The organism is Bradyrhizobium sp. P3_C3 (assembly GCF_056402655.1).
Genome location: NZ_JBFUGY010000045.1, coordinates 1 through 19,908 on the forward strand (window position 1 = coordinate 1; position 19,908 = coordinate 19,908).

The following is a 19,908-nucleotide window of genomic DNA, read 5'->3' on the forward strand; positions in this document are numbered from 1 at the left end:
CGCCGAGCCCAGGTCGAGACCACCTTCGCTACTCTCAAACGCCGCATGCGGCTGAGCCGAGCCCAGGTCGAGACCACCTTCGCTACTCTCAAACGCCGCATGCGGCTGACCTGCATCCGCTACGTCGGTCTGATCAAGGCGACCGGGCAAGTCGTGCTCGCCTCGATCGCCTTCAACATGAGGCGGTGGGCCACGATCGCCGCGTGAGCCGCCCTCCGAGGGCGACAACTACAGATCTTGGCAGGCAATTGCCGCGACCAGGGCATTCGCACCTGACGTCTTCAGCCTCAAGAGCCGATAACGCAACAGGCCCACAAGGGGAGAAGGGAAGAAAGCATCACGCGCGCGCGCCGAGCACGGCCCGCGCCGCCACGACATATTCCAGCCAATGCGCATCCGCATAGCGTTCGGCCTGCCGTGCGCAGGTGACGTCAGGGGCATGGGCGGCGGCAATCGTGCGCGCGAATCGCTCTTCGGCGACCGTCACGTCACCAGGCTCGGCCGACGGTACGCTAGCCGCCACCGCGGTCGGAGCGACAGCGAGGCCCGCCAGACCAGTGAGCAGGATGCGGCGTGACGTGTTCATGGCTGTGTCCTTCCAATGTCCGGCCCGCACTCCGGCCGGCGCGTATGTCAGTGCGATCACGGCAGGGTAGCCGCGCACATCCGTGCCGTCCATCGCTTACGGATACCGCTTGACCACCCGAGCGATCACGTTCCATCCAACAACGGTTCCGTCATCAAATCGCCACGCGTCGGATTGTCACGTGTCCCATCACAACCCGTCGCATCGCCAGGCTTCGCGTGCTGTCGCGATGGGACTGCTTTGTCTGACGATCTCGGCAGGCACTGCCTTCGCTGCCGACGATGAGGACGACGCGCCGGCAAAGCCCGATGTCCCCAACATCTACCTCGATCTTCGCACGATCTATGCGACCATCCCCGCCGTCACGCTCGGGCTCGGCTTCGGCAACACATCATTGTCGGCCGCATTCGAAGCGCTGGCGGTACGCAGAGGCACGACGCTGCCGAGCGGCTTGCCGGCGGCGTCCGCAAGCGCGTGATGAGCGCGCAGGTCTTTGCCGACAAGGTTCAGTTCGGCCTCACCATGAGCATCGGCATGGCGGCAGCCACCGTCAGCATGTCCTGCATCGACGTGCTGATGGGCGCGGCCGATCATGCGCTCTACCAGGCCAAGGCCGAAGGCCGCAATCGCTGCATCGCCTGGGCGCCTCCGCCGCCTGTAAGCAAGGCGGCGGAGTGATCGTCGAAGCAGCGTCTACTCTGGCACCGGCACGTCAAACGTGTTGAGCGTGACCGAGACCATGCAGTAGACGCCGACGAGATAGGACAGCTCGGCCGCGCCGTGCTCGCCGAACTCCTTCACCGCGGCGCGCCAGGTCAATTCCGGCAGCACGCCGCCGCTGACCAACGCGGACGCAACGTCGTAGGCGACGGCCTCCTGCTTGGTGAGATCGACCGGCCGCTGGCCCGCGACGATGGTCGCGAGCTTCTCGTCGGAGAGGCCGCGCTGCTCGGCAACGAGCACATGAGCATAGAGCTCGTAGCCGGAGCGGAAATGCGAGCCGGTGACGAGGATCGCGACCTCGCGCACCGGCGCCGGCAGCAGCGGGTTCGACGCGATTGCCTTGACCAGCTCCCACACCGGCTTGCCGAAGCGCGGCTCGCGGATCCAGGGATTCCACGGCCCCAGCAGCGCGCCGTCGTCGCGCATGTTCACGAAGCCCTTGAAGTGGTCCTTGATGCCAGCTCGCATGTCGTCATAGAGCGGCTTCTGTTCGTCGGTCAGATCTTTCGGATCGAGAATGGGAAGGCGCACGGCATGATCTCCTCGTTGAGAAGAGGCGAAGCTCACCCGCGTGTGCGTGCAAGGCAAGTGAAGTTGCCGTGACGATCGTGCCATTTTGGAAGTGGCAGGAAAACGTCGGCTAGGATGCCTCGGGGCTTGGTACGATCTGCGGATTTGCGACGTCGTCGACATCGAGCGTCAGTGGCTCGCCCGTCGTGAGGAACGACGACAGGGCCGCCTCGATCGGCGCAGGATCGAGGCCGCGCCCCTTCAGCCATTCGGGCTCGTAATAGGTCTGCCGGTAGCGCTCGCCGGAATCACAGATCAGCGTCACCAGCGACCCTGATACGTTCGCCTGTCGCATCTCCGAGGCGAGGCGGCACAGTGCCAGGAAGTTGGTGCCGGTGGAACCTCCGACCGCGCGGCGCAGACGGCGCGACAGCACGTTCATCGCCGCGATCGTTGCCGCATCCGGGATCTTCATCATGCGGTCGACCACGCCGGGGACGAAGGAGGGTTCGCAGCGCGGCCGGCCGACGCCCTCGATCAGCGATGGGCGTTCGCAAACGTGGGAGCGGTCCTGCGTGCGGAAGCAGTCGAAGAAGGCGGAATGCTCGACGTCGGCGACGCACAGCCGTGTCGGATACTGGCGATAGCGCAAGTACCGTCCGATGGTGGCCGAGGTGCCGCCGGTGCCCGCACCCATGACGATCCAGTCGGGGGTCGGCCGGGGTTCGCCCGCCAATTGCGTGAAGATCGATTCGGCGATGTTGTTGTTGCCGCGCCAGTCGGTGGCGCGCTCGGCAAAGGTGAACTGGTCCATGTAGTGGCCGTTCAGCCGGGCGGCGAGCGCGGCGGCTTCCGCGTACAGCGCGCGGCCGTCGTCGATCAGATGGCAGTTGCCGCCATAATGCTCGATCGCGGCGATCTTCTCCGCCGAGGTCGTGCGCGGCATCACGGCGTAGAAGGGCACGCCGATCATCTGCGCGAAATAGGCTTCCGACACCGCCGTCGATCCCGACGAGGCCTCGACCACAGGCGTGCCTTCGCGGATGTGCCCGTTGCAGAGCGCGTAGAGGAACAGCGAGCGCGCAAGGCGGTGCTTCAGGCTGCCGGTCGGATGCGTGGACTCATCCTTGAGATAGATGTCGATGCCTGATAGCGCCGGCACGATCAGCCGGATCAGATGCGTGTCGGCCGTGCGGCACTGGTCGGCCTCGATCGCGGCGACGGCCTCGTCCACCCAACCGCGCCGATAGGCCGGCCCGGCCGGATTGAGATGGCGGAAGGGGAATGTCTGCATCGAACGAATCTCCCATGATGCGGATCGCGCATCAAGTGCACTGGATTTTGTTTTGACGCGTTTTATGACGCGAACCGGTACCCACTTCGCTGGAAAACGCTATGGCTCAAAACTCCAGCGGCGCGTTGTCGACGACCTCCTTCATCACGAAGAAGGTGCGGGTCTGGCGCACGCCGGGCAGTGCGATCAGCTGTTCGCCGTGGATGCGGTTGAAATCCTCCATGTCGCCGACGCGGATCTTGAGGAAATAGTCGAAGTCGCCGGCGACGAGGTGGCAGTCGAGCACGCATTTCAGCCTGGTGATCGCCTGCTCGAAGGTGGCAAAACTCTCCGGGGTCGAGCGGTCGAGCACGACGCCGACCATTACCAGCGTGCCCTTCGCCACCTTTTTCGGCGCGACCATGGCGCGGACCGCGGCGATGAAGCCGTCCTCGAACAGGCGCTGGGTGCGGCGATGGCAGGTGGCGGGGCTGATGGCGACGGTTTCGGCCAGCTCGGCGTTACTCAGCCGGCCGTTATTTTGCAGCAATCTCAACATTTTAAGGTCAGTGCGATCGAGTCGGGCAGCCATGGAAGAAGCTTTCGGCATTTGGCTTTGATTCGGAAGAAACTAGATCTGTTGTACGCTATACTGCAAGCTTTGCGACAGTTGCTGCGCAATATTTGAAAGCACATTTGCCCACGGCAGTGCTAGGCGCTTGAGCCAATTCAACGCCAATCGGGATGACCCAATGATGCTGGACAAATTCGCGCGCTATCCGCTGACCTTCGGCCCGACGCCCATCGAGAAGCTGGAGCGGCTGTCGAAGCATCTCGGGGGCAATGTCGAGATCTATGCCAAGCGCGAGGACTGCAATTCCGGCCTCGCCTATGGCGGCAACAAGCTGCGCAAGCTCGAATACATCATCCCCGATGCGATCGCCTCGAACGCGGACACGCTGGTCTCGATCGGTGGCGTGCAGTCCAACCACACCCGCATGATCGCGGCGGTCGCAGCCAAGATCGGCATGAAGTGCCGCCTGGTGCAGGAAGCCTGGGTCCCGCACGAGGACGCCGTCTACGACCGCGTCGGCAACATCATGCTGTCGCGCATCATGGGCGCCGACGTGCGCCTGGTGGACGACGGCTTCGACATCGGCATCCGCAAGAGCTGGGAGCAGGCGATCGAGGAGGTGAAGGCGGCGGGCGGCAAGCCTTACGCGATCCCCGCCGGTGCCTCCGTGCACAAATTCGGCGGCCTCGGCTATGTCGGCTTCGCCGAGGAAGTGCGCAAGCAGGAAGCCGAGCTCGGCTTCAAGTTCGACTACATCGTGGTCTGCACCGTCACCGGCTCCACCCATGCCGGCATGCTGGTCGGCTTCGCCGCCGACGGCCGCGCGCGAAAGGTGATCGGCATCGACGCCTCGTTCACGCCGGCGCAAACGAAAGCGCAGGTGCTCTCGATCGCGCAGAACACCGCAAAGCTCGTCGAGCTCGGCAAGGACATCGTCGAAGACGACGTCGTGCTGATCGAGGACTACGCCTATCCCGCCTATGGCGTGCCGTCGGAAGAGACCAAGGAAGCGATCCGCCTCACCGCACGGTTAGAGGCGATGATCACCGACCCCGTCTATGAAGGCAAATCGATGCAAGGCCTGATCGACCTGACCCAGAAGGGCCATTTCGAGAAGGGAGCAAAGATTCTCTATGCCCATCTCGGCGGCGCGCCGGCGCTCAACGGCTACGGTTACGCATTCCGGAACGGCTGAAGCAGCGCCGTACCTCGCGCCTCCACTCGCTGTCGTCCCGGGCAAGCGTAAGCGCAGACCCGGGACCCATAACCCCAGGGAGATGTTTGGCGAAGAACGCCTCCCCACGTGCCTCAAGATAAATCACGCGGTATGGATCCCGGATCTGCGCTCCGCTTCGCTGCGCTTGTCCGGGATGACGAAAAGCCCTACCGCGTCTTGACGATCTGGAGCAGCTCGTCGCCGTAATGCTCGAGCTTCTTGTCGCCGATGCCGGGCACGTTGCGGAGCTCGTCGAGCGTCGTCGGCCACGCCCGGACGATGCCGTCGATGGTCGCATCGTGCAGCACGACATAGGCCGGCACGCCGCGTTCGCGCGCGATGTCCGAACGCCAGGACCTCAGCCGCGCCCGCAATTCGGGATCGACATCGCCCTGCGGCGCGTTGGCCGCAGGCGCGAGGTCACCACGGCGGGATTTTGTCCGGCTCGCGCGAACGCGCGTGCCCGGCGCCTCCTCGCGTAGCCACACCTCGGTCTCGCCACGTAGCACGCCGCGCGCGCTCTCCGTCAGCTTCAGCGCGCCGAACGCCTCGCTGTCGCTGTACAAATGCCCCATCGCCACCAGCTGCCGCAGCACCGTGCGCCACTGCTTCTCGTTCAGCTCGCGCCCGATGCCGAACACGGACAATTTGTCGTGGCCGAACTGCGTCACCTTTTCGGTGAGGCGGCCAATCAGGACGTCGATCAGCTGCATCGCACCGAAACGCTGCCCGGTGCGATAGGCGCAGGACAGCAGCTTCTGCGCCAGCACCTTGCCGTCGCGCATCTTGGGCGGCGTCAGGCAGTTGTCGCAGTTGCCGCAATTGTTCGCCGTCTCCGCCTCGCCGAAATAGGCGAGCAGCCGCTTGCGCCGGCACTGCGCGGTCTCGGCGAGGCCGACCAGTGCGTCGAGCTTGCCGATCGACACCCGCTTGAAATCGTCAGAACCGCTGGACTCGTCGATCATGCGGCGCTGCTGCACGATGTCGGAGAGACCATAGGCCATCCAGGCCGCCGACGGCTTGCCGTCGCGGCCGGCGCGCCCCGTCTCCTGATAATAGGCCTCGATGCTCTTCGGCAGATCGAGATGGGCGACGAAGCGGACGTCGGGCTTGTCGATGCCCATGCCGAAGGCGATGGTCGCGACGATGACGATGCCGTCCTCGTTGAGGAACCGGTCCTGGTTGCGCGAGCGTATGCTGCTGTCGAGCCCGGCGTGATAAGGCAGCGCGGCAATGCCGGCGTCGTCGAGCGCGGCGGCAACCTCCTCGACGCGATTGCGCGACAAGCAATAGACCACGCCGGCGTCGCCGGCATGTCGCTCCCGGATGAATTCTTTCAGCTGCGACACTGCGTTGCGCTTGTCGACGATCTCGTAGCGGATATTCGGGCGGTCGAAGCTGGAGACGAATTGCGGGCTGTCGGCGAGCCGGAGGCGCTCGACGATCTCCTTGCGGGTCAGCTCGTCAGCGGTCGCGGTCAGCGCGATGCGCGGAACGTTCGGAAAACGTTCGGCGATGATGGAGAGGCCGACATATTCGGGGCGGAAGTCATGGCCCCATTGCGAGACGCAATGCGCCTCGTCGATCGCGAACAGCGCGACCTTCGCCTGCGCCAGCAGCGACAGGCAGCGCGGCGTCACCAGGCGTTCCGGCGCGACATAGAGCAGGTCGAGATCGCCCGCGATCAGGCGGCGCTCGATGTCAGAAGCTTCCTGCAGCGTCAACGACGAGTTCAGCGCGGCGGCGTTGACCCCGGCCTCGAGCAGGCCGGCAACCTGGTCGCGCATCAGCGCGATCAGCGGCGACACCACGATACCGCAGCCTTCGCGCAGCAGTGACGGCAGTTGATAGCACAGCGACTTGCCGCCGCCGGTCGGCATCAAGACCAGGCAATTGCCGCCATCCGTGACGTGCCGGATGATCTCGCCCTGCGCGCCGCGGAACCCCGGCAAGCCGAACACCGAATGCAGCACCGACAGCGCGTCGCGGCCGTTGGCCGGCGCAGGCAGCGGGGCGGTGGAGGGAGCGGACATGGGTGTGTCGGTGCAAGGCCGTAGGATTCGTCACAAGGCCAGTCGCATGACCGCGCGGGCATGGCAAGACTGTTTGCGGGGCTTGCACCGCTGCTTCCTCTCCCTCTCCCCGTTCTTACGGGGAGAGGGTTGGGGTGAGGGGCCTCTCTCCACACATGAGATTGCCGATGGACCTGTACCCCCTCACCCGAATTCGATCTGCGATCGAATTCGACCTCTCCCCGCAAGCGGGGCGAGGTGAAGAGAGCTACGCCCCGATCCGTCGTAGCGCTTCCGCGACCGTCACGATCGGCATGTCGCGCTTCCGGGCCGCCTCCAGCGCATGGCGCATCAGGTGCGGCGTGCAGCCATAGGGGCTCGGCGCGTTGGCGACGTCGTGGCTGTAGAAGATCAGCCATCCGCCGCTTGCGACCGCCTCGTCGAAATAGCGATCGACGCCCGCAATATCGATCTCGCAATCGACCAGAGGCGAGGCGCGCAGGAACTGGAGGTCGATGACGTCGCGATTGACGCCGGGAAGGATGCCGCGCGCCGAGCGAAAGGCCTTTGCGAGTTGCGGCTTGCGCCAGACCGAGGCGATCCCATAGGGGTAGGCGAAGTTCTCCAGCACGATCGAGGAATCGATAGCGTGGAAATGGCTGCGGTTACGCTCGATCTCGCTTGCCATGGCGGCCTCGTCGAGATTGGCCGAGCTCTGGTGCGAAAATGTATGACAGGCAATCTCATGACCGCCCCGGTAAAGCCGCACGATCGCGTCGTTCGACAGGCCGTGCCAGTGATCCGAGGGACGGTCGATCAGGCTGCCGGCAAGGTAATAGGTGCCGCGGCCGCCATGCCCCTCGAGAAGCTCGGCGCCCTCGCCTGCAGCGCTATCGGGCGCGTCGTCAAACGTAAAGCTCACCATCGGCGCATGCGCAGGCAAGCGGTGCGGCGCGGCACGGAAATGCCGGGCCAGCCGATTGCTCACGCGTCCCTGGAGTGCCGACCACACGACTGCGTTCCTGCGATTCCGTATTTCTGTACTGAAACATTCGAGAGCTGGTTGAGGCAAGCTTAACGCCCGGGTAATCCTAACGTGGAACCAACGCCCTTCGGCTCGCGCGCCAGGGCCCACGTATCGGCTTCCGCACCGAGATATTGGAGCCAGTTGCGGAAAAGCGCCGCCGCGGCGGTGCCGGCGGCGATATCGGCGCGCAAGTTCAGCGCAGGCAGTTCGTTGGTGAGCGCCGGGTGGCGCTGGTGGGCCGCCTTCTTCTCGAAGCGGGCGAGCTTCTCTTCGGTCGCTGCGTCAAAATAGCTCACTGGCAGGTGCGGATAAGCCTCGCGCTCGCGCGCGAGATAGCGGCCGATGTCGCGCAGATATTCGCGCTGGAGCGAGAGCGCGTCGTACTCCGGGTGGCCCTGGAAGAACACGAAGCGGCTGGCATATTGCCGGACGAAGATATCGACGCCGGCCTTGGCCGAACGCGTCAGCACCTGGTAGCCGGCCTGCGTGAGGTCGCTCTCGGCGATCTCGTTCAGGCGCGAATGCGAGACCTTGAGGGGCGCAGGCGCAGCGCGCGTCAGCGCATCGTTCGTCGCAGTTTCGCAGTCGAAAATGCCGTGACATTTGGCCGGGAGCCGCCGCCGCGCGATGCCGTCGAGATGCAGCACCGCCGCATGCGCGGCGAGGCACGACCAGATCGTCGAGCGCGTGTTGACCTTGGCCCAGTCGATCAGCTCGGTGAGGTCGCGCCAATACGGCTCCTGGTCGAGCTCGGGCGCGACCGGCTCGGCGCCGGTCACGATCAGCCCGTCGAACTTGTGGTGCCCGAGCTCGCTGAGCTCCGAATATTCGCTTTCGACATGCCACTTCGCCTCGGGCGACCGCTTCACCGAGGGCAGCGAGAAACAATGGAAACGGATGCGGCGTGGACCTGCGGCCGCCTGGAGCAGCCGCATGAACTGCCGCTCGGTCGCCTTCAGCGCCGGATCCGGCATGTTGTTGATCAGACCGATCGTGAGATCGGCGAAACCGTTGTCGCGCGCGAGATCGCCCTCGGCCGGTACCAGCGCCGGGCTCGATATACCTTGATCCCTGTCGATCAAGATCGTCATCGGCGCCGTCGCCTACTCCGCGGCCTGGAGGCGTGCCGACGGGCAGGCCTTCTCGAGCGCCTGGTCGATGTCCTCGATGATATCTGCGGAATGCTCGATGCCGATCGAGAGGCGGATCGTCTCCGGCAGCACGCCGGCGACGCGCTGCTGCTCCGCCGACATCTGCCGGTGCGTGGTCGAGGCCGGATGGCACGCCAGCGACTTGGCATCGCCGATATTGACCAGGCGCGTGATCAGCTTCAGCGCATCGTAGAAGGTCTTGCCTGCTTCCATGCCGCCCTTGATGCCGAAGGTGAACAGCGAGGAAGCGTTACCGTCGAGGTATTTCTGAACGAGCGGGTAATAGGGGCTGTCCGGAAAGCCGGTGTAGTTGACCCAGGCAACGCGCGAGTCCTTGCGCAGAAATTCGGCGACCTTGCGGGCGTTCTCGACATGACGCTCCATGCGCAGCGCGACGGTCTCGATGCCCTGGAGCAGCAGGAAGGCGTTGAACGGCGACAGCACCGAGCCCATGGTGCGCTGATAGATACTCCGCGCGCGCTCGATATAGGCGGTCTTGCCGAAGCGCTCGGCATAGACGAGGCCGTGATAGGAGGCGTCCGGCTTGTTGTAGCCGGGGAAGCGGTCGGCGTGCTTCGCCCAGGGGAAATTTCCGGAATCGACGATCGCACCACCGAGCGTGGTGCCGTGGCCGCCCAGAAACTTGGTCAGCGAATGCACGGCGATGTCGGCGCCGTAATCGAACGGCTTGAGCAGGATCGGGGTCGCGACGGTGTTGTCCACGATCAGCGGCACGCCATGCGCATGCGCGATCTTGGCGAGAGCCTCGATGTCGCAGACATTGCCGGCGGGATTGCCGATGGTCTCGGCGAACACGGCGCGCGTGTTCTCGTCGATCAGTTTTGCAATCGCATCCGGCTTGTCGCTCTCGGCGAAACGGCCGGTGATGCCCTGCCGCGGCAGGATGTGCGAGAGCAGCGTGTGCGTGGTACCGTAGAGCTGCGGCACGGAAACGATGTTGCCGCCGTGATCGGCGACGTTGACGAAGGCGAAATGCAGCGCAGCCTGGCCGGTCGCAACCGCGAGCGCGCCGACGCCGCCTTCGAGCTGCGCGATACGCTTCTCCAGCACCGCGCTGGTCGGATTGGCGATGCGGCTGTAGCGAAAACCCTCAGCCTCGAGATTGAAGAGCGCGGCGCCGTGATCGGCGCTGTCGAAGGCATAGGCCGCGGTCTGGTAGATCGGCACCGCAACCGCGTGCGTGGTGGCTTCGGGCTCGTAGCCGGCGTGAATAGCGATCGTCTCGTTGCGCATCGTGCCACCTCCGCGTGGAGCGGGCCGCACTTATTGGCCTGTATGAGGCATGTGCGTTGTCCGCCGTTCCTCTGTTAGAGGCGGGTGGTAAAGCGGACAATAATTCGCCTAGAGATCGAGGAAGTAACCCTAACGATTGTTGGTGAATTGGCTAAAACTTGAATCGAATTGGATTAATGAATTCGTACGCCTTAGCCTCGCCGCTGCGCCATAGCCGATGCAAAGCATCGGCGTTCCAAGGACGGCGGCCGAAGGCCGCCTATGCCACCCTCTCCCCTCGTCGTGGGAGAGGGTGGGATTTTCACCTTACTCCATCGTCTCCCAGAGCCGGTGAGCGAGCACTCCGGCACGCTTCTCGATCGCGGCCGCCGCATCGAGCGCGAGGTCCTCGCGATAGCGGCCGGCGATCAGCTGCACGCCGATCGGCTTGCCGTCATGCAGGGCCACYGGCACCACCGCGCCGGGCAGGCCCAGCACGTTGATGGCGGAGATGAAGCGGATCTCGCCCCAGAAAATTTCCTTCACGCGATCGGCGCTGACGGTGTCGTCGCGCGGTCCCGGCGTCGGCTTCACCGTGGTCGGCGCCAGCACGACCGGATACTCCTCGAAGAACAATTGCCAGGCGCGGATATGACCGTTGCGTGCGGCCGTCGCCTGCATCCAGGCCTTGAGATCGAGCACATTGGCCTTGGTCTTCATGCCGCCCCAGGCCTTGTGGAAGTCCTCGGACGTCACCTTCAGCATGCCGGCCTCCTGCATCACCACGGTCTCGTTGGTGATGATGTCGCACCAGGTCTGCCAGACGCCGTCGATGTCGGGGACATCGACCTCGGTCACGCGGTAGCCGGAACGCTCCAGGTGATCGGCGGCCTGCCGCAGCGCCGCGCGGACGGACGGATCGACGTCCATGTCCTCCGGGATCCTGGCCAGTGCGACCTTGATCGGTCCCTTCGGCTTCGGCCCGGCCAGCGGCGCCGGCACCCACCAGGGATCGCGCGGATCGCGCTGGCTCATCACATCGAGCGCGAGGCGGACGTCGCCGACGTGACGGGCGAGCGGGCCCTGCGCCGACATCAGATGCGCCAGCATCGGCCGCTCCGCGGTTGCGCTTCCGTTGAAGGCAGGGATCCGGCCCTGCGTCGGCTTGATGGTGGCAACGCCGTTGCAATGCGCCGGCCAGCGCAGCGAGCCGCCGATGTCGTTGCCATGGGCGATGGTGCCGATGCCGGCCGCAACCGCCGAGCCGGCGCCCCCCGAAGAACCGCCGCAGGTGATGTTCGGGTCCCAGGGGTTCAGCGTCAGCCCGTGCAGCGGATTGTCGGTGAAGCCGCGGAAGGAGAATTCCGGCGTGTTGGTGAGGCCGATGACGATCGCGCCGGCTTTCTTGAGATTGCGCACCACGGGCGAGTCCGACGGCGCGACTAAATCCTTGTTGGCGGGCACGCCGTTGAAATTCGGCCGGCCTTCGTAGTCGACATTCTCCTTGATCGTGATGGGCACACCGTGCAGCAGGCCGAGCGCGCCGCCCTTGGCGCGCTGCTTGTCGGCCGCATGCGCAGCCTTCAGCGCTTCCTCGCTGAGATCGACGACAACCGCGTTCAGCCGCGGATTGACGGCGCGCATCCGGTCCAGATGCGCTTCGACGGTCTCGACCGCGGAGATCGCGCCGTTGCCGATCGCGGCTGCGGTGTCGACCGCGGACCATTGCCAGACCGGACCTTTCGGACGGCGTGCCGTGGCCGACTTGCGCGATCCCGGCTTCTTGACCGTCTTCTTGACCGCCTTCGCAACGGCCCCCTTGCGGGCGGTGCTCGCCTTGACCGAGGTCTTCGTTACTTTCCTTGCAACACTTTTCTTCTTCGTCGCCGTCTTCTTCGCCACGCCGCATCTCCAAAAAATTGCGCGGCGGAGGTTATGGAGATCACGCGAGCGTGTACAGGCGCGTTTCTGCATGGCGCGTCGCCGCGACGCTCTGCCACGGGCCGGCGCGAGAGACGCGCATGAACCTTTGGCCCCACTGTCCTGACCCATATACTGGTTGAATGGTGGAACAAACCACCGCCAAGATTGTGCCATCAAGATTGTGCCATGGCGATTAGGTTTTTGACGTAGCTATTCTGACAGCGACGCATCGGAGCATTTGCCATGCTCGTGGAATTCGACAGCGGATACGACCAGCAACCATTTCGAGATCTGTGCGCCGACTATCCGGGCGCTGAAACCTACGATCCCGACGATTTCCGGATTGAATGGGGGCCGAACTTTCACCGCGGCCGGCTCGACGGATCGGCGCGTGTGCTCGTCGTCGGTCAGGATCCCGCCCAGCACGAGACAATCGTGCGCAGAATTCTGGTCGGCACCGCGGGACGCCGCACTCAGGGCTTTCTCGCCAAGCTCGGCATCACGCGGAGCTACGTGATGGTGAACACCTTCCTGTACAGCGTCTACGGGCAGAGCGGCGGCAACAAGCACAAGAACGAGCCGGGCATCGTCGAGTATCGCAACAAATGGTTCAAGGCCGTCCTTGCGCCGGGCAATATCGAAGCCGTTGTTTCGCTCGGCGGCCTCGCCGACGAGGCCTGGAAAGCCTGGCTCAAGACGTCCGACGGCGCGGCCTACAAGACCCTCGCCTATCAGCACATCACCCACCCGACCTGGCCGGAAAGCTCGGCCCACGATAACGCGACGCGGGCCGCGAACACCAAGATCATGCTGACCAAGTGGAATGCCGCGCTCGCGGCTCTCGCGCCTGGGCTCCAGCATCCCGACGTGCCGACGACGCTCGTGCCGTATGGGGACGCCTTCAAGCCGACCGAGCTCTTCGACATCATCGCAAAGGATCTGCCGGCAGGCCTGCCGGCGTGGATGCGCGGAGACACGCCATGGGCCGTGCGCCAGGGCGCCGATGCGGCCACCAAGCGGCGCACGATCACGATCACCATCCCCGACGGAGTGATCCCATGAGCCCGGCTGCCAACCCGAAACGATGGGCCCTGAGCGGGCGGATCGTGACGATGACCGCCGAGGGCGACGTCATCAAGAGCGGGACGATCTTCATCGAGGACAATCGCATCGCGGCGATCGTACCCAAGGGACAGCCGGCCCCGGCAGGCTTCGAGGCCGTCGTTGCAGTGGCGACCGGCGGCACCATCTATCCTGGCCTGATCGAGCTGCATAATCACCTGAGCTACAACATCCTGCCGCTCTGGCGCGTGCCGCAGCCCTACGGCAATCGCGACCAATGGCAGAACGCCAGATCGTACAAGACGTCGGTCACCGGCCCCATGAGCGCGATTGCGCTGGCCGACGACGGCTCGCTGCTGCCGGCCCTGGTCCGCTATGTCGAAGCCAAGTGCATGGTCGCGGGCACCACGACGAGCCAGGGGATCACGCTGTCGAACTGGAGCGGCACGATCCACAAATATTACAAGGGCGCGTTGCGCGCCGCCGAGATCGGCAGCCCGCCCGACCTGCCGAAGGCACACTCGAAGATTCCCGACATCGATGCCGAGGATTGGGCGAAGTTCGACAACGAGTTGAAATCGTCATCGTGCTTCCTGCTGCATCTCAGCGAAGGCATCGACACCAAGGCGCATAGCCACTTCCTCGCCTTGCGCAATTCTGAGGGAGATTGGGCGATCGAGCCGTCACTCGCCGGCATTCATTGCACGGCACTCGATGCGACCGACTTCGGAACGATGGCGGAAAACCATGCCAAGGTGGTCTGGTCCCCCTTGAGCAATCTGCTGCTCTACGGAAAGACGACCAATGTCGTTGCCGCGCGCACGGCCGGCCTCACCATTGCGCTCGGTTCTGACTGGTCGCCGTCCGGCAGCAAGAACCTGCTCGGCGAGCTGAAGGCGGCCAAGGTCGTGTCCGCGCATTTCAATCTCGGCTTCAGCGACTACGACATCGTCTCGATGGCGACGCGCAATCCGGCCGCGATCCTCAAGTGGGATACGAAGCTGGGAACGATCGCCAATGGCAAGTTCGCTGACCTTCTGGTCGTGAAGGGAGTCACCGGCGATCCCTACGCTCATCTGATCAAATCGCGCGAGCAGGACATCGTTCTGGTTACCATCGGCGGACGAGCCCGTTATGGGACGAAGACGGTCATGCAGAAGGCGGGCGGAATCGGCGAGGCGCTCAAGATCGGCAGCAGCGCGCGGGTGATCGACTTCACCTCGCCCGACCAGGACCCCGGGATCGAGAGGATAACGCTGGCGGAGGCGACGAGCCGCCTTCGCGCCGCGCTCGGCAATCTCGGCACGCTGCAACCGCACAGCCTCGCCATGAGCGATGCGATCGCCCGCGGAGCGGTGTCACGCACCGGATGGCGTCTCGCGCTCGACGAGCAGTTCGGCAACAATGTCCAGCTCCGCCCGCGGCTGGAATATAACGGCGTCAGGACCGGTCCGGATTTGGCGGCGGTCGCGGCAGCGGCCGAGCCGCTGCACCCGATCAAGCTGGATGGCCTCACGGTATCAGGCGATCCCGCGTTTCTGGACACGCTGAAGAACGAACCGAATCTTCCAGCGGGAATCGCGACGGCGATCGCGGCTTTTTACTAGTCGTTCGTCACACCAGCGGCGGATTGAGGCGCGCAAAGCCTTCCTGGATGCGATAGGGGTAGTAGGGATAAGGCGGCATCACGGCGCTGACCTCGTCGAGACGCGCGATCTGCGCAGCGCTCAGCGACCAGCCAACCGCGCCGAGATTGTCGCGCAATTGCGCCTCATCGCGGGCGCCGATGATCACGGAGGATACGGTGGGACGCGACAGCAGCCAGGCGATAGCGATTTGCGGCACCGTGCGGCCGGTCTCCGCGGCGATCGTATCAAGCACGTCGACGATGGCATAGAGCCGCTCGTCGTCCACGGGCGGGCCGAACTGCGCGGTGGCGTGCAGACGGCTGCTCGCAGGGAGCGGCTTTCCGCGCCGGATCTTGCCGGTGAGCCGGCCCCAGCCGAGCGGGCTCCAGACCAGCGCGCCGACGCCCTGGTCGCGTGCGAGCGGCATCAGCTCCCATTCGTAGTCGCGGCCGAGCAGCGAATAATAAACCTGATGCGCGACATGGGGCGGCCAGCCGTGCCGTTCGGCAATTGAGAGCGACTTCATCAGCTGCCAGCCGGCGAAATTGGAGACACCGACATAGCGCAGCTTGCCGGCACGTACGAGCGTATCGAGGGTGGACAGGACCTCCTCGATCGGCGTGAACGCATCGAAGGCGTGAAGCTGGAGCAGATCAAGGTAATCGGTACCGAGCCGGCGCAGCGCAGCTTCGACCGAGGCGACCAGACGATACCGCGAAGAGCCGGCATCGAGCGGACCGTCGCCCATCGGCAGGCTCATCTTGGTGGAGATCAGCACCTTGTCGCGGCGTCCCCTGATCGCGGCGCCGAGGATTTCCTCTGACGCGCCGTTCGAATAGACATCGGCGCTGTCGAACAGATTGACGCCGGCTTCGAGACAGATGTCGACCAGCCTGCGCGCTTCTTCGGCGCCGCTGCGGCCCCAGGCCGAGAACAGCGGGCCTTGGCCGCCAAACGTGCCGGTGCCGAAGCTGAGGACGGGTACCCTGAGACCGGAAGCGCCGAGATTGCGATATTCCATGATCATTCTCCTATTCCGCCGGGCACGCCGCGACTGCGGACTGCGTTCGATCGAGCTGAAGGCTCCATAGCGCGAGCACGAGACCGACGGCCGTGATGCCGGCCGCGACCAGCGGCAGCGCGGAGAGACCGAGCCCGCGATCGATGGTGACGCCGCCCGCCCAGGCGCCGAGCGCGTTGCCGAGATTGAAGGCGGCGATGTTGAGGCTGGACGCGAGCGTGCGGCCGCTGGGGCCAGCGGCTTCCAGCACGCGAAGCTGGAGCGGCGCGACGGTCGCAAAGGCCGCAATGCCAAGCAGCAGGATCAGCGCGATGGCTGCGATCTTGACTGACAGCACGGCAGCAAGGCCAAGCAGCACGATGGCGAGCGCAGCGAGCGTGCCGATCAGGGCACGCGCAAGGCCGCGATCGGCGAGCTTGCCGCCGGCGACATTGCCGATCGCGAGACCTGCACCGAACACCAGCAGGATCGGCGACACCGCGGCTTCCGGAAAACCGGTGAAGCGCGTCAGGATCGGCTGGATATAGGTAAAGACGACGAACAGGCCGGCAAAGCCGAACACGGTCATGGCGAGGCCGAGCAGCACCTGCGGACGGCCGAGCACCGCGACCTCCTCGGAGAGCGAGATCGGCTTGTCGCCATTGCCGACATAGCCGGGCACGAATGTGGCCACCACTGCGAAGGCGATCACGCCGATCACCGTCACCGCCCAGAATGCCGCGCGCCAGCCGAGCATCAGGCCGAACCAGGCGCCGAAGGGCACGCCCAGGAGCGTCGCGACCGTCAGGCCGATGAACATGGTCGCAATCGCCGACGCGCGCTTGTCCTCCGCGACGAGGCTGGTCGCAACGACCGACCCGACGCCGAAGAAGGTGCCGTGGGCGAGCGAGGTCAGCACCCGCGCCGCCATCAGCCATTCGTAGTTCGGCGCCAGCGCGCAAGCGGCATTGCCGAGCGTGAAGATCGCCATCAGGGCGAGAAGGACGGTTTTCCGCGGCATCCGCCGCGTCGCCAGCGTGAGCACAGGCGCGCCGACGAAGACGCCGAGCGCATAGCCGGAGATCAGCAGCCCCGCGACCGGCACGGAGACGTGCATGTCGGCGGCGACCTGGAGCAACAGGCCCATGATGATGAACTCGGTGGTGCCGATGCCGAAGGCACCGGCGGTGAGGGCGAGAACGGCGGGAGGCATGCGTGGCTCCAATGCGAGGGACGAGCCACGCAGATAGCCGCAGCGCGGCAAAACCATTAGGATGTCCGCAATCCAATCATTTGTGACGTGAATTCAACATGGCTCGTTTCGATACCAATCGCTCCGCCGAGATGGAGGTTTTCGTCCGCGTCGTCGATCTCGGCGGATTCACCCAGGCCGCGCGAAAACTGCGCCTGACCCCGTCGGGCGTCAGCAAGCTGATCTCGCGGCTGGAGACGCGCCTCGGCTCGCGGCTGATCAACCGCACCACGCGCAAGCTGACGCTGACGGAGGAGGGCCAGGCCTTCTACCAGCGCGCCGTGCGCATCCTCGGAGAGATGGAAGAGGCCGAGCGCGAGGCGGCTTCAGGTGCGGCGCCGCGCGGCCGCCTCACGGTCAACTGCAACATTCCCTTCGGCATGCTGCACGTCCTACCGCTGATTCCCCGCTTCCTGGAACGGCATCCCGAGGTCACACTCGACCTCGTGCTGACCGACACGCTGATCGACCTGATGCAGGAACGGGCCGATATTGCCATCCGCGTCGGGCCCCTGAAAGCGTCACGTCTGGTCGCGCGAAAGCTCGGCACCAGCCGCATGGTCGTCGTCGGCACCCCGAACTATCTGGCGCGCTTCGGCACGCCGAAGACGCCGGCGGATCTCACCCAGCACCGCGGCATCGGCTGGACCTTTCCGCGCATCCGCGGCGGCTGGCCATTCCGGCGCGGCGACCACACCGAGGAAGCCATGCCGCCACCGGCCGCCCGCGCCAGCGACGGCGAAATCGCCCGCCGCCTCGCCCTCGGCGGCGTGGGCCTCGCCCGCCTCGCCCTCTTCCACATCGGCCCCGACATCGAATCGGGCCGCCTCGTCCCGGTGCTGCAAAGCTACAATCCCGGCGACCGCGAAGACATCCACGCCGTCTATGTCGGCCACACCGCGCCCCTGCCCGCGCGCGTGCGCGCGTTCATCGATTTTCTCGCCGAGCATGTGCGGATGAGCGACCCCGCGCTGAAGCGGGCGGGGGACGGGAGGTGGAGGGTGGCCTAGGGACGTCGAAATCGCCGCGATACGCGCGTTCGGTGCTGCCCATCGTGTCATGGGAGCGGACCAACTATCCGTTGGCCGTTGCGCGCTGCGATCGTCGGCAGCATGTCCATGTGCTGCTCGCGCGGCTCGGGGATCCTGTGCAGATCGCGGAAGAATTCCTCGTGACGACGCGGCGTGGAGACGAGGATGTGTCTCGCGTCGGCCGGCCCCTCATTGGTGAAGCCGTGAACAACTCCTCTCGGCACGAGAATCCGCGAACCGGGTCCAGCGACCTCGGTCTGGTCTCCCACGAGGTATTTCACCCGGCCCTCCAGGAGGACAAACAGCTTGTCCTCCTCCTCGGAGATGTGGGCGGGTGCGCCGAAGCCCGGCTTGATGGTCATGTCCAGCACCGTGAACGGGCTTTCCTGCGGATTGATAATTTTCGTCGTGAGACCGGCAAATTCGGTCGTTTCGAACTTCGTTGTGATGACGCTCTGCATTGGCCAAGGCTCCATTGACTTCGGAGCTCGATAGATTGCATGCGGGAGGGCCGCAGATTAGTCCCCTTCCGCAAGCCACAGCGGCTGTAGTTCTGGCCAATTGGCATCGGAGTTTCCCGAAGACCAGTTCTGCTGCCCGAACGGTCCACCTCAAACTGTCGGCATGAACAACGACAACAACGAAAATCACCGCCCGGCAGCTGCAAGGTGTCGCTCGAACACACGGGTAAAATCCGCGACCTTGGCGCTCAGATCGGCCCGCGACGGATATGTGAGATGCAGGCGGATCGTCCCGGAGAACTCCTCTGGCAAAACCGGCACGACGAGCCTCGATGCGTATTCCACTCTGCAGAGGGCTTCCGGAAGCAGACCAATCCCCTGGTGATTCAGCACAAGCTCACGAGCAAGAGCGAAGGAGTCGACCGCGACATGAAAGGCGGGCCACGTCGCCCCGCCCGGCAAGGAGCGGGATAGAAGGCGCAGCAATTCCGGCCTCGATGGCCCGATCAAGGTCGACGCGTCGCGAATATCGACGGGGATCCCGTGACGGCTCACATAGTCTGAGCTCGCATAAAGACCAAACTTCATGTCGATTGCGCCCTTGATCAGGGCTTCCTGAGGATTGGCCGCTCCGATGCGGAGCGCAATATCAATATCCCGGGAGATGAGATCGAGCACGTCGTTAGTGAGCGCCACCTCAAAGCGCACATTGGGGTGATCGTTTCTGAAATCCCCGATCGCGGCTGCCACGATCCTGACCGGAAAGTCGGCCGGCAGCGTGATGCGGATTTCGCCGGCATATGGGTCGTCAGCACGGCTTACCCCCCGGAGCGCGTTGACAAGCAGGGCAAGCGCGCCAGCCGAACGCTGGTAGAGTTCTCGTCCTGCGGCCGTGAGGGCAAAAGCGCGCGTGGACCTCTTGAAGAGCCGCGCACCGAGCGCCGCCTCCAGGCTGCGGATGCGCAAGCTGACGGACGACCTCGGCGTGTTGGTTTCGCGGGCTGCCGCCGCAAATCCGCCGGCGCGCACGACAGCGACGAATGTCTGCAGGGAATTCAGGTCGATCGGCTGCGCGTCGGTGTGAGCGAGACTTGAATGTTCATTCTGATCATCCTTCTCGGCCTCTTCGAGGGCGCTGCTGTGTGCCTTCATGACGTCCTGCTTCCGGTGATGGTCCGGCGCGCGCGGGAACTTCATAAGGGAAGGGAGCGGCAACCGATAGCGAACCTATGGACGGCAACAATGA

General features: G+C 64.8%; 20 protein-coding genes. 7 read left to right on the plus strand and 13 right to left on the minus strand.

Going from position 1 to position 19,908, the window contains the following annotated elements:
* On the plus strand, positions 1–207 hold a 207-nt coding region (locus AC1DW2_RS35540; RefSeq protein ID WP_477008297.1), incomplete at its 5' end, for a transposase.
* Positions 208–337: 130 nt separating this feature from the next.
* Here AC1DW2_RS35540 and AC1DW2_RS35545 read toward each other — a convergent pair.
* A complete protein-coding gene (locus tag AC1DW2_RS35545) occupies positions 338–586 on the minus strand; it encodes a hypothetical protein (protein WP_028149515.1) in 249 nt (82 codons plus the stop codon).
* A 181-nt stretch (positions 587–767) separates the two neighbouring features.
* Here AC1DW2_RS35545 and AC1DW2_RS35550 point away from each other — a divergent pair, with 181 nt between their 5' ends.
* On the plus strand, positions 768–1,064 hold the full coding sequence (locus tag AC1DW2_RS35550) for a hypothetical protein (protein WP_247314694.1): 297 nt from the start codon (positions 768–770) through the stop codon (positions 1,062–1,064).
* Entirely contained in the window at positions 1,064–1,264 is a 201-nt protein-coding gene (locus AC1DW2_RS35555) for a diguanylate cyclase domain-containing protein (RefSeq protein ID WP_477008298.1), read from the plus strand. The genes AC1DW2_RS35550 and AC1DW2_RS35555 overlap by 1 nt, the downstream gene beginning before the upstream one ends.
* Positions 1,265–1,279: 15 nt before the next feature.
* On the opposite strand, the gene AC1DW2_RS35560 is transcribed toward AC1DW2_RS35555, so the two are convergent.
* The 3 genes from AC1DW2_RS35560 to AC1DW2_RS35570 all read right to left on the minus strand — a co-directional run bounded on the left by AC1DW2_RS35560 (position 1,280) and on the right by AC1DW2_RS35570 (position 3,684).
* Positions 1,280–1,840 carry a carboxymuconolactone decarboxylase family protein gene (locus AC1DW2_RS35560; RefSeq protein ID WP_028149518.1) on the minus strand — a complete coding sequence of 187 codons (561 nt, stop codon included), beginning with the start codon at positions 1,838–1,840 and terminating at the stop codon, positions 1,280–1,282.
* A gap of 109 nt (positions 1,841–1,949) precedes the next feature.
* Positions 1,950–3,113, minus strand: a complete 1,164-nt coding sequence (locus tag AC1DW2_RS35565; protein WP_477008299.1) for a PLP-dependent cysteine synthase family protein — start codon at positions 3,111–3,113, stop codon at positions 1,950–1,952.
* Positions 3,114–3,219: 106 nt separating this feature from the next.
* Positions 3,220–3,684, minus strand: a complete 465-nt coding sequence (locus AC1DW2_RS35570) for an Lrp/AsnC family transcriptional regulator (RefSeq protein WP_038943290.1) — start codon at positions 3,682–3,684, stop codon at positions 3,220–3,222.
* A 163-nt stretch (positions 3,685–3,847) separates the two neighbouring features.
* Between AC1DW2_RS35570 and AC1DW2_RS35575 the strand changes: the two genes are divergently transcribed.
* The gene (locus AC1DW2_RS35575; protein WP_028153143.1) at positions 3,848–4,861 is read left to right on the plus strand and encodes a 1-aminocyclopropane-1-carboxylate deaminase; all 1,014 of its coding nucleotides are present in this window, start codon (positions 3,848–3,850) and stop codon (positions 4,859–4,861) included.
* 188 nt (positions 4,862–5,049) lie between these two features.
* On the opposite strand, the gene recQ is transcribed toward AC1DW2_RS35575, so the two are convergent.
* The 5 genes from recQ to AC1DW2_RS35600 all read right to left on the minus strand — a co-directional run bounded on the left by recQ (position 5,050) and on the right by AC1DW2_RS35600 (position 12,207).
* Positions 5,050–6,915: a DNA helicase RecQ gene (recQ, locus tag AC1DW2_RS35580; RefSeq protein WP_166346308.1), complete on the minus strand. Its 1,866-nt coding sequence runs from the start codon at positions 6,913–6,915 to the stop codon at positions 5,050–5,052.
* Between the two features lie 247 nt (positions 6,916–7,162).
* Positions 7,163–7,906 carry a polysaccharide deacetylase family protein gene (locus AC1DW2_RS35585; protein ID WP_208083513.1) on the minus strand — a complete coding sequence of 248 codons (744 nt, stop codon included), beginning with the start codon at positions 7,904–7,906 and terminating at the stop codon, positions 7,163–7,165.
* A 62-nt stretch (positions 7,907–7,968) separates the two neighbouring features.
* Positions 7,969–9,012 (minus strand): homoserine O-succinyltransferase MetA, encoded by a 1,044-nt coding sequence (gene metA / locus AC1DW2_RS35590; protein ID WP_477008300.1) that lies wholly within the window; start codon positions 9,010–9,012, stop codon positions 7,969–7,971.
* Between the two features lie 12 nt (positions 9,013–9,024).
* Positions 9,025–10,326: an O-acetylhomoserine aminocarboxypropyltransferase/cysteine synthase family protein gene (locus AC1DW2_RS35595; RefSeq protein ID WP_085403623.1), complete on the minus strand. Its 1,302-nt coding sequence runs from the start codon at positions 10,324–10,326 to the stop codon at positions 9,025–9,027.
* Positions 10,327–10,632: 306 nt separating this feature from the next.
* The gene (locus tag AC1DW2_RS35600; protein ID WP_477008301.1) at positions 10,633–12,207 is read right to left on the minus strand and encodes an amidase family protein; all 1,575 of its coding nucleotides are present in this window, start codon (positions 12,205–12,207) and stop codon (positions 10,633–10,635) included.
* 264 nt (positions 12,208–12,471) lie between these two features.
* On the opposite strand from AC1DW2_RS35600, the gene AC1DW2_RS35605 reads away from it, so the two are divergent.
* On the plus strand, positions 12,472–13,290 hold the full coding sequence (locus AC1DW2_RS35605; protein WP_477008302.1) for a uracil-DNA glycosylase family protein: 819 nt from the start codon (positions 12,472–12,474) through the stop codon (positions 13,288–13,290).
* Entirely contained in the window at positions 13,287–14,897 is a 1,611-nt protein-coding gene (locus AC1DW2_RS35610) for an amidohydrolase family protein (protein ID WP_477008303.1), read from the plus strand. The genes AC1DW2_RS35605 and AC1DW2_RS35610 overlap by 4 nt, the downstream gene beginning before the upstream one ends.
* A gap of 7 nt (positions 14,898–14,904) precedes the next feature.
* Here the strand turns inward: AC1DW2_RS35610 and AC1DW2_RS35615 are convergent, their stop codons facing one another.
* A complete protein-coding gene (locus tag AC1DW2_RS35615) occupies positions 14,905–15,939 on the minus strand; it encodes an aldo/keto reductase (protein WP_208083519.1) in 1,035 nt (344 codons plus the stop codon).
* A 10-nt stretch (positions 15,940–15,949) separates the two neighbouring features.
* Positions 15,950–17,131 (minus strand): MFS transporter, encoded by a 1,182-nt coding sequence (locus tag AC1DW2_RS35620; protein WP_477008304.1) that lies wholly within the window; start codon positions 17,129–17,131, stop codon positions 15,950–15,952.
* A gap of 98 nt (positions 17,132–17,229) precedes the next feature.
* On the opposite strand from AC1DW2_RS35620, the gene AC1DW2_RS35625 reads away from it, so the two are divergent.
* Complete coding sequence (locus tag AC1DW2_RS35625; RefSeq protein ID WP_477008305.1) at positions 17,230–18,180, plus strand: LysR family transcriptional regulator; 951 nt, start codon at positions 17,230–17,232, stop codon at positions 18,178–18,180.
* A gap of 47 nt (positions 18,181–18,227) precedes the next feature.
* Here the strand turns inward: AC1DW2_RS35625 and AC1DW2_RS35630 are convergent, their stop codons facing one another.
* Both AC1DW2_RS35630 and AC1DW2_RS35635 read right to left on the minus strand, forming a co-directional pair.
* Positions 18,228–18,662, minus strand: coding sequence for a cupin domain-containing protein (locus AC1DW2_RS35630; RefSeq protein WP_208083520.1), 435 nt, complete (start codon positions 18,660–18,662; stop codon positions 18,228–18,230).
* Positions 18,663–18,848: 186 nt separating this feature from the next.
* Positions 18,849–19,814 (minus strand): LysR family transcriptional regulator, encoded by a 966-nt coding sequence (locus tag AC1DW2_RS35635; protein WP_477008306.1) that lies wholly within the window; start codon positions 19,812–19,814, stop codon positions 18,849–18,851.
* Positions 19,815–19,908 lie beyond the last annotated feature (94 nt).

What these genes read in the sequence shown, in the direction of transcription:
- AC1DW2_RS35575 (WP_028153143.1), top strand. Translation starts at nt 3,848, where the DNA reads ATGCTGGACAAATTCGCGCGCTATCCGCTGACCTTCGGCCCGACGCCC.
- AC1DW2_RS35595 (WP_085403623.1), bottom strand. Translation starts at nt 10,326, where the DNA reads ATGCGCAACGAGACGATCGCTATTCACGCCGGCTACGAGCCCGAAGCC.
- AC1DW2_RS35570 (WP_038943290.1), bottom strand. Translation starts at nt 3,684, where the DNA reads ATGGCTGCCCGACTCGATCGCACTGACCTTAAAATGTTGAGATTGCTG.
- AC1DW2_RS35610 (WP_477008303.1), top strand. Translation starts at nt 13,287, where the DNA reads ATGAGCCCGGCTGCCAACCCGAAACGATGGGCCCTGAGCGGGCGGATC.
- AC1DW2_RS35555 (WP_477008298.1), top strand. Translation starts at nt 1,064, where the DNA reads ATGAGCGCGCAGGTCTTTGCCGACAAGGTTCAGTTCGGCCTCACCATG.
- AC1DW2_RS35635 (WP_477008306.1), bottom strand. Translation starts at nt 19,814, where the DNA reads ATGAAGGCACACAGCAGCGCCCTCGAAGAGGCCGAGAAGGATGATCAG.
- AC1DW2_RS35605 (WP_477008302.1), top strand. Translation starts at nt 12,472, where the DNA reads ATGCTCGTGGAATTCGACAGCGGATACGACCAGCAACCATTTCGAGAT.
- AC1DW2_RS35625 (WP_477008305.1), top strand. Translation starts at nt 17,230, where the DNA reads ATGGCTCGTTTCGATACCAATCGCTCCGCCGAGATGGAGGTTTTCGTC.
- metA (WP_477008300.1), bottom strand. Translation starts at nt 9,012, where the DNA reads ATGACGATCTTGATCGACAGGGATCAAGGTATATCGAGCCCGGCGCTG.
- AC1DW2_RS35545 (WP_028149515.1), bottom strand. Translation starts at nt 586, where the DNA reads ATGAACACGTCACGCCGCATCCTGCTCACTGGTCTGGCGGGCCTCGCT.
- AC1DW2_RS35565 (WP_477008299.1), bottom strand. Translation starts at nt 3,113, where the DNA reads ATGCAGACATTCCCCTTCCGCCATCTCAATCCGGCCGGGCCGGCCTAT.
- AC1DW2_RS35615 (WP_208083519.1), bottom strand. Translation starts at nt 15,939, where the DNA reads ATGGAATATCGCAATCTCGGCGCTTCCGGTCTCAGGGTACCCGTCCTC.
- AC1DW2_RS35630 (WP_208083520.1), bottom strand. Translation starts at nt 18,662, where the DNA reads ATGCAGAGCGTCATCACAACGAAGTTCGAAACGACCGAATTTGCCGGT.
- AC1DW2_RS35620 (WP_477008304.1), bottom strand. Translation starts at nt 17,131, where the DNA reads ATGCCTCCCGCCGTTCTCGCCCTCACCGCCGGTGCCTTCGGCATCGGC.
- recQ (WP_166346308.1), bottom strand. Translation starts at nt 6,915, where the DNA reads ATGTCCGCTCCCTCCACCGCCCCGCTGCCTGCGCCGGCCAACGGCCGC.